Source organism: Shewanella sp. LC6 (assembly GCF_006385735.2).
Lineage (GTDB): Bacteria > Pseudomonadota > Gammaproteobacteria > Enterobacterales > Shewanellaceae > Shewanella > Shewanella xiamenensis.
The window spans coordinates 2,279,558-2,292,526 of record NZ_CP043902.1 but is presented as its reverse complement, the minus strand read 5'-3'; the positions used below and the strand labels follow the sequence as shown (position 1 = coordinate 2,292,526).

The window sequence follows — 12,969 nt, the reverse complement described above, 5'->3', positions numbered from 1 at the left end:
AGAATTGCCAAGCCCGTTTGCTATGCATAAAAGCAATTGGCTATGCATAACAGCAATCCCAAATCGTGAGTCGAATATGCTGAAGTTAATCCAATCCAACCAAATGGAAGTGCTCTGTGCCCATCTCGCTGCATATTTGCGCCAACCACTACCCGGCACGGCGTTATTGCAAAGCGAGCATATTTTGGTGCAAAGCCCTGGGATGTCGACTTGGTTACGCCTTGAAATTGCGAAACAAAATGGCATTGCCGCCGCGCTTGAGTTCCCTTTGCCCTCCAGTTTTATTTGGCAACTGTGCCACGATTTACTGCCCAATGTCCCCAAGGAAAACGCCTTTACTAAAGCGGCAATGACCTGGAAATTAATGCAGCTACTGCCTCGCCTACTTGAGGAGGAATCCTTTGGGCCACTGCGGCATTATTTAGGTCATATTGAGTCAAGCAGCCCCAACTCGAGCACAACAAATAATCAACTTGAAGCGTCAAACTCAATCGCCGCCGATAATATTAAGCTTTATCAGCTCTGCGGCCGTATCGCCGATATCTTCGACCAATATTTAGTTTACCGCCCCGACTGGATTGCCGCATGGGAAGCTAATGAACCACTCGATGCACTCAAATTAAATGAGGAACAACGCTGGCAACCTATTCTTTGGCGGGCGCTGATTGCCTTCAACCGTGATGAGCTGCGTCAAAGCCATTACCACAGGGCCAATTTACATCAGGATTTAATTGCCGCGCTGGCTGATAGCACCCATTCCATTGCCAAATTGCCTGAGCGTTTATTTGTGTTTGGCATTTCGTCTATGGCCCCACAAACCATTGACGTGCTCCACCAGCTCGCGGGCCGAATTGATGTCATCATCCTTAACCTCAGCCCCTGCCAACATTATTGGGGCGATATTATCGATCCTCGGCATCGAGCGCGAATGGCACTGCAATATGCTGGCAAACGCCAATTGGCTGAGCAATGGGAGGATAAACTCGAGGTCGGCAATCCGCTGCTTGCCAACAATGGCAAAATGGGCCGCGAATTACTCGATATGCTGCTCGAACTCCCGCCTGAACACTGCGATTTTGGTGACGATGTGTACTGCGAGCCCTGCAGCGATCCTAACGATCCGCATAGCAACGCCAGCATGCTGGCGGGGGTGCAATACGATATATTAGAAATGCAAACCCTCGACCGCGTACTCGGGCCTGATGCCGAGCTATATCAAGACGTTGTCAATCGAAGAGTGTTAAAAAACAGCGACCATTCGATTCAAATCAAGAGCTGCCACAGCCCGCTGCGTGAAGTCGAAACCTTACACGATCATTTACTCGACCTGCTGGATCGCGACAACCAACTCACGCCCAAAGATATTGTGGTAATGATGCCAGATGTCGCTGCCTACGCGCCTTATATCGATGCGGTGTTTGCCGCCAAACAGGGGCTCGAATATATCCCCTACGCCATTGCCGACCGCGGTGCGGCGCAGGAATCGCCACTCATTAACAGCTTTTTGAATTTACTCAATATTAATCAGAGTCGCTTCGGACTGACCGATATTTTAAGCATTTTAGAAGTGCCAGCGATTTTACGGCGTTTTCAACTCGAAGAAGACGAGCTACCACTGATCCGCCGTTGGTTAGATGAAGCCGGTGTGCGTTGGGGGCGCGATGAGCAAAGCCGTGTTAAACAGGGTGTGCCTGCCTTTGAGCAAAACTCCTGGGCCTTTGGTATCAAACGGTTAATCTTGGGCTATGCCTTAAGGGACGATGCCCCCTTGTATCAAGCAAGCCCACAGGCGCCGAGCTATTTAGTGGTGTCAGGGGTAGAAGGCCAATCGGCGCAGGCCCTTGGCAAACTGTTGAACTTTATTGAAGTCCTCGATGAAACCACGCTGCAATTAGCCCAGCCTCAAGCGCCTTGCCAGCGTTTATTTGAACTGACTGAACTGTTAAATGCTTTTTACGCCCCCGATGAGGATGAGCGTGAACAGTTACAGGAAATCCGCGACGCCATTGCTACCTTAGAGCAAGAGTTACTGGCCGCCAGCCCTGCTGACAGCTATACATCGGCATACGACTTAACCCCCAACTTCCTAGACCAAAGCGGCTTACACTCAAACGCCTTGAACTTAAGCATCGAAGTACTCGCACAATGGTTTAATCAGCGCTTAACCGAGTCACGGGTTGGCCAGCGTTATCTGGCGGGCAGTGTAAATTTTTGTACTTTAATGCCGATGCGCTCGATTCCGTTTAAGGTGGTGTGCCTACTCGGCATGAATGATGGCATATATCCGCGCATGCAACATCCTGTGGGCTTTGATCTGATGGCACATTTTGGTGCTCGCAAAGGCGATCGCTCCCGCAGATTAGACGATAGGTACTTGTTTTTAGAAGCACTACTCTCGGCACGGGAACAGCTTTACATCAGCTATATTGGCCGCAGTGAGCGGGATAACTCGGAGCGTATTCCCTCTATGCTAGTCTCCGAGCTGATTGAATATTGCCAGCTGTGTTATGTGCCAGAATCGCTTACAGCAGAAACTCCAGCCGTGGGTAATGAAGCCGCCCAACAGGCATTGCTTGAGGCCATCATAAGCCACCAGCCGCTGCAACCTTTTGATCCTAAACTGTATCAATCAACAGAGGCGCAAGCGCAGACGATAAAACAAAGTTACAGCCAGCAATGGTGCCCACCGGACATCAGCACACAGTCACTCCAGCGTCGTTTTATTGATACAAATACGCTGATTGTGCTCGAAGATGACACGATTGGGGATAGTGATATTCAACAAGATATTGAGCCACTAAGTGAAGAAGAGCATGTTGATATCTCCGCTTTTATCCGATTCTTTCGTAATCCCGCGCAATATTTCTTTAACCGCACATTAAAGGTTGATTTAAACCTGAATATTCAAGCGGATGATAATGATGAACCTTTTAGCCTCAATGCGCTTGAGCGTTATCTGTTACAGGCAAGGTTGCTCGATGATGCGCTCGAACAAGGCGCTCTTGAACAAGGACAGGCGCAGCCCAGTAGCGAACTATTACAACGCTTAAAAGCCAGTGGTAATTTACCCATGCAGCCCTTTGATAATCTGCTGCTGCGCCAATATAGCCATGATATCGCGCCGCTTGTCGGCAGAACCTTATTTATGCGTGGCGATGTCCCCCCGCGCCATGCGGATATTCGGCTCGCCTTTGAGTTACCTCATCAGAACGCAGGGAATCAGGTAAAAACCAAGCGCGTGATCCTCGAAGGTCGCATTGATGATATCAGTCCAAAAGGCTTGGTCAGTTGTCGGCCCGGCAGTGCCCATGGGCGGGATATTTTAGCGCTGTATCTGCGCCATTTATGTTTAATGGCCGCAGGACTAACTCAGCCTAGCGATCATCTGCAACCTAGCTATCTCCTCGATATGGGGCATTTTCACGCCCTCTCGCCGATTGCGCCAAAGCAGGCCCATGATCAACTGGCTCACTTGTTACAGCATTTTTATCAGGGACAGTTGCATCCGCTGTGTTTTATGCCCAAAACCTCCCTTGCCTACGCCAGTGCAGAGATCAATGAGGATGAAACCAGTCAACTTGATGGCAACCACGATAGTCAGCACAGTGTGCGGCTAGAGGCGGCGCAAAGCGAATGGCTGGACGAACAAGGTGAGCTTGGCGAAGGCACCGATCCCCATTACCAGCGGCTATTTCGGTTTCCTCAGGATTTTACCGAAGCAAATTTTGGCAAACTGGCCGACGAGATCTATCGACCCATGCTGAGCTTGTACCATAAAGACACCCTCGCCCAACTTGAGGAGTTTGTGCTCAATGCAGAACCACAAGCCGCCACATCAGAGGGAGCGCAGTAATGAGTGAACTATCAAATAATATGATCCTTCCTACTACATCACAGGCGCTGCCGTTAGATCCGCTCACCCTGCCATTTGGTGGTAGCCGATTGATAGAGGCCAGTGCGGGCACAGGTAAAACCTATACGATTTCGGGCTTGTATCTGCGACTACTGCTTGGGGATGGCTTAAGCGAACCACTGAGTTGCGAACAAATTCTGGTAGTAACCTTCACCAATGCCGCCACCGAAGAATTAAGGGACAGAATTCGCCGCCGTATACAAGTGGCTTTTAAGTGTTTCTTAGGGCTCGAAATTAACGATCCCTTTGTACAGGCGTTGTACGATAAAACCCCAGAATCTGAGCGCGCGATCGCCCTTAGACGCTTCGACTTGGCGCTCAAATCCCTCGACGAAGCGGCGATTTTTACCATTCACGGTTTTTGCCAACGGATCTTAGCCGATCTCGCCTTCGAATCCTCTTTACTGTTCGAGTCAGATTTTACCTTAGACGACAGCGAGTTTTTGCACCATGCGGTACGGGACTTTTGGCGTGAAGCCTGCTATCCGCTGCCGGAATATTTAGCCCAGATTATTGCCAGCGAATTTGGCGATCCCGATGGCTTAGTCAAGCAGCTTCGAGCCTTGCTCGGTGCCAGTGAGGCAAAACCGCTTAAACCCGTGCAGCCCTTTACTCGTTTGGCTGAGTCCTTAAGCCAGAGTGTGCAGCGCTTTAAACTCGCCTGGCCGCGTGGCCGCGACGCGCTGTTAGAGTTACTTCATAGCCTGCCGCTTAATGGCCAGCGCTTTGGTAAAGCGAGCGACAATTACCCCAAATTGGCGGAAATGTTCGACCAATTGGACAACTTTATCGCCTTTGGTCACGGCTTACCGCCGCTAAAAGTGCTTGAGGCCTTGTCACTCTCAGAGCTTAAGCTCAATAAAGGCGGTGTACTCCCAAGTGCCAGTGAAGCACCACTGCTTGACCATATGGAGCAATTAGCCGCGCTGATTAACGCGATTAAACCCGCATTTCTCTATAGCGCCAAACAAGGGATCAGCGAGCGCTTTGCCAAGCAAAAACAGCAGAAAAATGTGCTGACACCCGATGACCTGCTCACAACCTTGGCAGCGGCGATGCAGGCCAATCCAGACACTTTACCTAAGGCTGTGGCGAGTCGCTTCCCCGTGGCCTTAATCGATGAGTTCCAAGATACGGATCCTCTGCAATTTGCAATTTTCTCAGGGATTTATCAAACCCGTTTGGGGCTTGAAGCTCAAGGTTCGACGGCTGTCGAACCTAAGGATCGCTCGGATAGCAAATTAAGCCTGCTGATGATTGGTGACCCTAAACAAGCGATTTATGCTTTCCGCGGCGCCGATATTTACACCTATATCGAGGCGCGCAGACAAACCCAAGCACACTATTTTCTCGACACTAACTATCGCTCGAGTCGTAATCTGGTGGCGGGAGTGAATCATCTATTTGCCCAGCATCCCAATCCTTTTATTAGCCAATCGATTCCCTTTGACAGGGTAAAAACACCCGCCAGTGCGGCGGCAAAACAGTTAGTCGATAGTACAGCCAATAGTGCCGCACTGCGGTTAAAACTGTTACGCGAGGGCGAAACGGGGCTGAATAAAGCCAGCGCCAGACAAACCTTGGCCGAAGATACCGCCGCCGAGATCACCCGTTTACTCACACAGGCCGCCAATGGACAATGCCATACGCCAAAAGGGCCGTTAATTGCCAAAGATATTGCCATTTTAGTGCGGGATAGAAACGAAGCTGCGGTCATGAAAACGGCGCTCAGTAAACGCCAGATTGGCGCGGTATTTTTAAGCCGCGATAGTGTGTTTGATACCGTTGAAGCGCGGGAAATGGCGCTCATTCTGCGCGCATTGGCCAGTCCCAAGGATGAGCGCGCCCTGCGCAGCGCTCTCGCCACCGCGCTACTTGGCTATAGTGCCGAGCAAATTCATGCCTTTAACCAAGATGAAGAGCAGCGCCAAATGCTGCTCGAGCAGTTTTTTGCGCTACATCAGATCTGGCAAAAGCGCGGCATTATGCCGGCGCTGCTGAGCTTAGCCAACGCTACCCATATGGTGGCACGGCTACTGCAAACACCCAGCTTTACAGCCACTGCCGACCAAGATAGCGAAGAGCCCGATGAGGCGAGTAATGGCGAGAGGCGACTAACAGATTTTCGCCACTTAGCCGAGCTGTTGCAGCAAAAGGCCACTGAGATTGATGGCATCAGTGCCCTACTCAATTGGTATGAGCAGCAACTAATTGATAATACAGGGACAGATGAGCAGCAGCTTCGCCTTGAAAGTGAGCAAAATCTGGTGCAAATCGTGACTATCCATAAAAGTAAGGGGCTGGAATACCCAGTGTGTTTTATCCCCTTTGTTAGCCTTGCACGGGATAATCGCCGCCGCCCGACACCCATGCTCTATCACAGAACCGATGCGGATGGGGCACAAGAGCTGGTATGGGATATTGAAGGTACAGACGAAGGCTGGGAGCAGGCAAAGCAAGAAACCTTAGCCGAAGATCTTCGTCTACTTTATGTGGCGCTCACCCGCCCCGTATATTTGTGTTATTTGTACATCGCTAACCATAGCCGGATGTTAAAAGCCGGGATCAAAAGCCAACTGCATGAAACCGCTATCGGTTACCTTTTAGGCATTACCGATGCCGACTGTGATTTTGCTCGTCTGCACAATGCGGCGCAGGCGCTACTTAATGGTGTAGAGTCGAATGCGCAAGCGATCAGCGTTGAGTGTGTTGCTGACAACATTGCTGATAGCAAGCTGCACACGGGTGAAATGCAATCCCACACCTTAAATGCCCGTAATGTCACCCGTCAGTATCGCACCCCATGGCGAGTAGGCAGTTATTCAGGTTTAGTCAAAAATGCACCCCACGCCAAAGCCAGTCCGGGCGCCGATGATGAAGTTAGCGCGGTATTTGGCGCAGAACCTGCCAATAGCCTAAGTGAATCCTCATGGCAAGATAGCGCTGATGTGCCGCAGCTACCGCTACTCAATCGCTTTAGCTTTGAGCGCGGCGCCAACGCGGGGAGTTTTATGCACTTAGTGCTTGAGTTAATTGATTTTACCCAAGCTCAAACCGACTTACCGCGAGAGCTACCTAAGGCTATGTTGCAATACGGTATTGCCCCCGAATGGCAAAGTGTATTAGAGGATTGGTACCTTGAGGTCTTACAGGCACCGCTGGCATTGATGGCGCAGGATAATCAGCTCATCAATCCCGAGCTGTGTTTAGCCGCGCTCGCGCCACAACACACCTTAGTGGAGATGGAGTTTTACCTGCCTTTAAATCGATTAAAAGATGCTGAGCTGAATCAACTCCTCGGGCAATTTCGTTACGATACCGCGCTGCATTTTGATGAATTACAGGGCATGCTCAAGGGATTTATCGACTTAACCTTTGAATATCAAGGTAAGTTTTATATCGCCGACTATAAATCAAACCATTTAGGCGACACGATTCAGGCCTACCATTATGGTGCGCTTAAGCAGGCGATTAGCGATCATAGGTACGATTTGCAATATATTCTCTACTCCCTCGCCCTGCATCGATATTTGGCGATGCGACTGCCAAACTATGACTACGATACCCATATCGGCGGCTGTTATTACTTGTTTTTACGGGGAATGTCGGTTCAGTATCCCGGCTTTGGGGTTTACTACGATAAGCCACCTAAGGCGCTCATTCTCGCCTTAGATGCGCTGTTTAACCGCAGCCAAGATGAAAGCCATATGAGTCAACATAATACGGGAGCGATGGCATGAACCACAGCACCGAAATGAATAGCGCCGACATGAATAACGCCACAGCCCTTGCAGCCAATTGGTACAATGCAGGCGCACTCAGACTTAAAGCACCACTGGCTGAGTTGCTCAAATATTGGGAAAAAGAGCGGCTTATCACTGCACTTGATCGCCATTTTGCCCTCGAGATGGCCCGTCTTCACCCCAATGACGCCCAAGAGCCACTGTTTATGCTGCTGTGCGCCCTGTTGAGTCAGCAACTGTCGGCCCAACATACTTGTCTAGTGCTCGAATATATAGTGCCAACCAATCCGATGGCAGAGCCAGTAAACCGCTGTCAAATCCGTTTAAGCCTTACTGAACTGATTGACGCACTGCAACACTTTGACGCCATTGGTGCACCAAATAGCAATAAACCACTGATTTTTGAAGATGGTAGACTCTATCTTGAGCGTTATCATCATTTTGAAACCCAAGTCGCCAGCGCCTTAACAAGGTTATCAGCGACGGCGCTTTCGTTAACGCCCTCGCAGCCTTTAGCATCGGATAATCAGTCACTTTTACAACTACGCAGGCAACTGGATTGCTTATTTCCAAGCGCAACCCAAACCGTTGAAGCAAACATCGATTGGCAAAAGGTCGCCACCGCTACTGCGCTCGGTAGAAAGCTGGCGGTGATAACTGGTGGCCCCGGTACAGGTAAAACCACCACGGTGACTAAATTGCTGTTGTTACAACAATTAGGTACACCAAAGCAGATAAGACTTGTCGCCCCGACAGGCAAAGCGGCCGCCCGTTTAAGCGAATCCATTAAGGCATCTAAAGCGAGACTCGAGCAGGAACTTAAGCAGGCTCAAGCGACAAACGAACTGGCGCAAAACCACGAAACCCAAGCCCTGTTAGCCGCGCTTAAGCAAGTACCGGAAGAGGCATCAACCTTACATCGCCTGCTGGGTGTCATCCCCAACTCAGCGCATTTTCGCCATCATCAAGGCAACCCATTACGGCTCGATCTTTTGATTGTGGATGAAGCCTCCATGGTCGATTTACCTATGATGTACAAGCTGCTTAGCGCATTGCCGGAACACGCAGGCTTAATATTGCTAGGGGATCAGGACCAACTCGCTTCAGTTGAGGCTGGCGCCGTACTTGCCGATATTTGCGCCGGACTTAAGCAAGCCTCGATGCAACATACCGAATGGAAAATGCGTTATAGCCAAGCACAGGCCGAACAATTAACCGCGCTCACGGGCTTTAATTTAACCCCCTTTATCCACGCTGAGCCTAAAATTGGCGATAGCCTGTGTATGTTAACCCACAGCCATCGATTTAAAGGCGATGCCGGGATTGGCTTGCTAGCCAGCGCAGTCAACCATGCCGATCTCGCGGGCATTTTAGCGGTATGGCAAAGAGGGCTTGCCGAATTAACCTGGCTAGAACACAGCGTAAATCACAGCCAAACTCAAGCAAAAATCAGTGAACCTAGTAGCAATACCGGACTTAAAGCGCTACTTGCACAAGCCTGTGACCAATACGGTGACTATTTGCGCCTATTACAACCAACGCACGCCACCACAATACACACGAGTGAGCCATTTTGCCCGCCAAGCGCCATGGAGGCGATTGCCAAATTTAATCAATATCGCATTTTGTGCGCCATGCGAACCGGCGATTATGGTGTCGAAGGGATTAATCTTGCGGTGACGAAGGCGTTAGCACAGGCCAAACTTATTCAGCCGCAGCAGGAATTTTACCTCGGGCGCCCGATTATCATCCAAAGCAACGACTATAACTTAGGTCTGTTTAACGGTGATATTGGTTTGATTTTGCAGGATGAAGAGAGAGCTGACCGACTGATGGCCCACTTTATAAAGGCCGATGGCAAACTGCTAAAAGTGCTACCCGCAAGGCTACCTAGCCACGAAACCTGTTACGCCATGACGGTACATAAAAGTCAGGGCAGTGAATTTAATCGAGTCGCCCTAGTGCTCCCGCCAAATCCTAGTCTCGTTCAGTGGCAATTGCTCACCAAAGAGCTGATTTACACTGCTATTACCCGTGCAAAACAACACTTTAGCTGTTTAGGTACACAGCAAGTCTTCGAGCGTGCTAGCTTGCAAGCTACCCAGCGCGCCTCAGGTTTAGCGGATAGACTCTGGCGCGATAAGTCGATAATCAATTAACATTTAATAAATTGATTAATAAATAAAAATAGCAAAAAAAGGAGCAAGGGGTTGATGGAGCAAACAATGATAAAACTGCAACAGATGCAAGATGTCATCAATTTATTTGATAGCATCAAGCCTGAGGCGCAGTTACCCGCGCAATACTATGAAAGCACACGCTATATTCGTTGGTCTGAATTTGAGGCAATGCAAGTGTATGAGCTTGATTTTGAGCCTTATTTATCAATTGCTGAACGCTGTAACATGCGTTTTTTTACCCTGCATCAGAGCCAGCAACGTGTATACCTTGCTCATTTGAATGATGCTGGCCACGCACCAAGATGGGAAGCCCGGCCACTCTTATTATCACAGTTGCGTGATACCGAGTTGATGACATCTCTTATGCAAGATCACGCCTATCAATTAGGGCTGAAGATCAATCTCGAAGCAAACTACCCTATTTAGATTTTAGCGCTAGACGACATTGAAACCGCTTGTGGATCGATTGGAAAATATATTTTTACCTCAGTTCCCTTGCCTAACTCAGATGCGACGTCAATCGTACAATCGTGCTGACGCAAAATTTGAAGCACAATAGACATTCCCACTCCGGTCCCAGTCCCAACGGGTTTAGTGGTATAAAAGGCATCAAACATTCTTGTGAGGGTATACTCATCCATACCGCAGCCGTTATCAACGACCCTTAAGCATATGTTTGTATCGGATTGGGAGAGGTAAAGCTCTATTGCAGCAGATCTATCATCGACCACACTACAGGCCTGATAAGCATTCACAATAATGTTCATTAATACCTGATTGAGTTCGCCAACATTAAATAAAACCATAGGCACATGCGAAATCTCATTTTTTATCAAAACATTATTAAGCATTGGTCGCAATAATTTAAGGGTAAACTCTAGGGCATCGGCTAATTGAATGTAGGACTTCCCCGTTGAATCTGTTCGAGCAAAAAAGAGTAAATGGTTAACAATATCTTTGATACGCATTAAACCTTGGCAAGTATCGCTTGCCAGCTCAGGCAAATCTTCCTTAATAAACTGTAGCTGAGCCTGATCAATCTGTTGTTTATTGCCCGGCTCAATACTCGCCAATAAGTCCTGAGCATAGCTGGTTAAACTCCTGACATTTGAAAGAATATATGCAAGTGGATTATTAATCTCATGGGCAACCCCAGCAGCCACTGTGCCAAGTGATGCTAATTTCTCCTGCTGAATAATTGATTGTTGTTGCTGCTTAATCAGATCGATTTGTTGCTGTAACAACAGATTTTTCTCATAGAGTTGGCGGGTACTGTCTTCGAGCAACTGCTCCACCTCTTGCCTTGCCCTTTTTTCCCGCAGATAGGCTGCGTAGTAAGGATTTTCGCTGTCAGTCATGTTGTAACTCGATGATTAACATACAATGATCGGCGCCAGTATGCATGCAAGTATCGTGGGTGATCTGGATCTTTTGTTTAAAATGCTCTGCGGCACCAAACAGCAATCCTTCAGCACAAAAACACAGTCGGCGGGGGGATGAGTACCTTAACGCAATTTGATTGTCTGACAAGTGCTGGCCAGTAATATTCGGCAATGAGGGTTCATGGTAGAGCTTATTGACTTCTAAATGGATCACATCGTGGATCCCCATCACTAACGAAGTAAAATCTTCAAAATGTTCAACAACACCAGCGTGGCGTGAGGCCAGTCCATTAAACAGAAACTGGCCAAATGCTTTGACTACGTCCTGTATCGGCATATTAAGCCGCTGAGCCACGTCCTGAACAATGCTAAATAACTCCGACTCAGCATAACTTTTGGCAGACACATACACGCGATCCTTAGGAGCATGTTTTTCCAACAAATCGTTCCACACTGACATACCGCACTGAGCTACGACCATATCTTCAAGCACATTAAAAATAATTCCTTTCATACACACCTCATGGGGTGACCAAGTCGAGCTAACAGGCGAGTGTCACATTTGTCCTATACATTACCTATAAAGTAATAGCAGCAATCTTAATGTTCACCAGTATTTTTATGCGAAGTTGCTAGGGCGTGTTGAATGTTTCTAAACCCAAGTCATCAAGTAATGACGTCATAGCCAAGCCGTTAATAACATCGTCGATAATAACCCTTAGCAGCAGGTCTATTCGTGAAGCGTTACCACTCACTGGTTAAATGTTGATTTAGATACACAGATGCGAACTTGCGTCTCTTTTCTTGAATAAAATCAACAGGAGTATAAGTCGACGTCCATCAATGCAGCATCCTGTTATACAAGGGTTGTTGATGCGCTAAATGCGCTTATCGCGCCCTTTATGCCAGTAAAAATTGCATCGCAATTTGACAATCTGATGGATAGCCACTTTTGTTTAGCCTAATATGCCACCAACTGTGAAATAGGCCATGCGACAAACGCATATTACAAACATTGCCATACCAATAAGTAGTCACTTTTATGCCTAAAACACCCGCCCACTCGCCCGCTAATACCCTTGTGGTCCTCGATTTTGAAACCTCGGGTCTTTCGCCCAGTCAAGGTGCTCGAGCTATTGAGATTGGGGCGGTATTGATTGAACAGGGCCAAATCACTGCGCGTTTTTCAGAATTAATGAATCCAGGTTTTCGGATAAACACCTTTATTGAAGATTACACCGGGATCAGCAATCAAATGCTGTCACGTGCAGCGCCCTGCGCCGAGGTAATGTCACGATTTGCCAAGTTTATCGGCAAGCACCATTTGGTTGCCCATAATGCCGCATTCGATCAGCGGTTTCTTGATGCTGAATTTGCTCAAATTGGTCACCAATATTCCGGCCAGTTTGGCTGCTCTCTCCTGTTGGCAAGGCGCTTGTACCCAGAGGCGATTAATCATCAACTGGCAACGTTAGTAAGCTATAAACAACTGCCGACCGAGGGGACTTTTCACCGCGCGCTTGCTGATGCGGAAATGACGGGACACTTATGGCTACGAATGTTAGCGGATCTGAAACGGGACTTTGCAATAGCCGAACCACCCTTCAGTCTAATGCAAAAAGTGATGCGCAAGAGTAAAGCTGAGGTGCCTAAGTTTCTGCGTCAATATGCCAGAGGTTAATCCACTCAGCGTTGACCAGTTTTACACCATACACCAGCCAAACTTGTCATAAAAAGCCAAGTGCTAGCAA

At 48.5% G+C, this 12,969-nt stretch carries 7 protein-coding genes; 5 read left to right on the top strand and 2 right to left on the bottom strand.

Features of this window, described 5'->3' with window-relative positions; translation table 11 throughout:
• The first annotated feature begins 76 nt into the window (after positions 1–76).
• From recC to FJD32_RS10420, 4 genes are all read left to right on the top strand, one after another.
• Positions 77–3,853 (top strand): exodeoxyribonuclease V subunit gamma, encoded by a 3,777-nt coding sequence (gene recC / locus FJD32_RS10435; protein ID WP_055648452.1) that lies wholly within the window; start codon positions 77–79, stop codon positions 3,851–3,853.
• Positions 3,853–7,653, top strand: a complete 3,801-nt coding sequence (gene recB / locus FJD32_RS10430) for an exodeoxyribonuclease V subunit beta (RefSeq protein WP_122040731.1) — start codon at positions 3,853–3,855, stop codon at positions 7,651–7,653. The genes recC and recB overlap by 1 nt, the downstream gene beginning before the upstream one ends.
• A complete protein-coding gene (gene recD, locus FJD32_RS10425; RefSeq protein WP_140907044.1) occupies positions 7,650–9,815 on the top strand; it encodes an exodeoxyribonuclease V subunit alpha in 2,166 nt (721 codons plus the stop codon). The genes recB and recD overlap by 4 nt, the downstream gene beginning before the upstream one ends.
• Before the next feature lie 66 nt (positions 9,816–9,881).
• Complete coding sequence (locus tag FJD32_RS10420; RefSeq protein WP_082389677.1) at positions 9,882–10,262, top strand: hypothetical protein; 381 nt, start codon at positions 9,882–9,884, stop codon at positions 10,260–10,262.
• Here FJD32_RS10420 and FJD32_RS10415 read toward each other — a convergent pair.
• Together FJD32_RS10415 and FJD32_RS10410 are read right to left on the bottom strand one after the other, a co-directional pair.
• Positions 10,259–11,194 (bottom strand): ATP-binding protein, encoded by a 936-nt coding sequence (locus tag FJD32_RS10415; RefSeq protein WP_037430108.1) that lies wholly within the window; start codon positions 11,192–11,194, stop codon positions 10,259–10,261. The genes FJD32_RS10420 and FJD32_RS10415 overlap by 4 nt on opposite strands.
• Positions 11,187–11,732 (bottom strand): heme NO-binding domain-containing protein, encoded by a 546-nt coding sequence (locus FJD32_RS10410; protein ID WP_109277762.1) that lies wholly within the window; start codon positions 11,730–11,732, stop codon positions 11,187–11,189. The genes FJD32_RS10415 and FJD32_RS10410 overlap by 8 nt, the downstream gene beginning before the upstream one ends.
• A 528-nt stretch (positions 11,733–12,260) precedes the next feature.
• Here FJD32_RS10410 and FJD32_RS10405 point away from each other — a divergent pair.
• Positions 12,261–12,899 (top strand): 3'-5' exonuclease, encoded by a 639-nt coding sequence (locus tag FJD32_RS10405; RefSeq protein WP_055648448.1) that lies wholly within the window; start codon positions 12,261–12,263, stop codon positions 12,897–12,899.
• Positions 12,900–12,969 lie beyond the last annotated feature (70 nt).

What these genes read in the sequence shown, in the direction of transcription:
- FJD32_RS10405 (WP_055648448.1), top strand. Translation starts at nt 12,261, where the DNA reads ATGCCTAAAACACCCGCCCACTCGCCCGCTAATACCCTTGTGGTCCTC.
- recB (WP_122040731.1), top strand. Translation starts at nt 3,853, where the DNA reads ATGAGTGAACTATCAAATAATATGATCCTTCCTACTACATCACAGGCG.
- FJD32_RS10410 (WP_109277762.1), bottom strand. Translation starts at nt 11,732, where the DNA reads ATGAAAGGAATTATTTTTAATGTGCTTGAAGATATGGTCGTAGCTCAG.
- FJD32_RS10420 (WP_082389677.1), top strand. Translation starts at nt 9,882, where the DNA reads ATGATAAAACTGCAACAGATGCAAGATGTCATCAATTTATTTGATAGC.
- recC (WP_055648452.1), top strand. Translation starts at nt 77, where the DNA reads ATGCTGAAGTTAATCCAATCCAACCAAATGGAAGTGCTCTGTGCCCAT.
- recD (WP_140907044.1), top strand. Translation starts at nt 7,650, where the DNA reads ATGAACCACAGCACCGAAATGAATAGCGCCGACATGAATAACGCCACA.
- FJD32_RS10415 (WP_037430108.1), bottom strand. Translation starts at nt 11,194, where the DNA reads ATGACTGACAGCGAAAATCCTTACTACGCAGCCTATCTGCGGGAAAAA.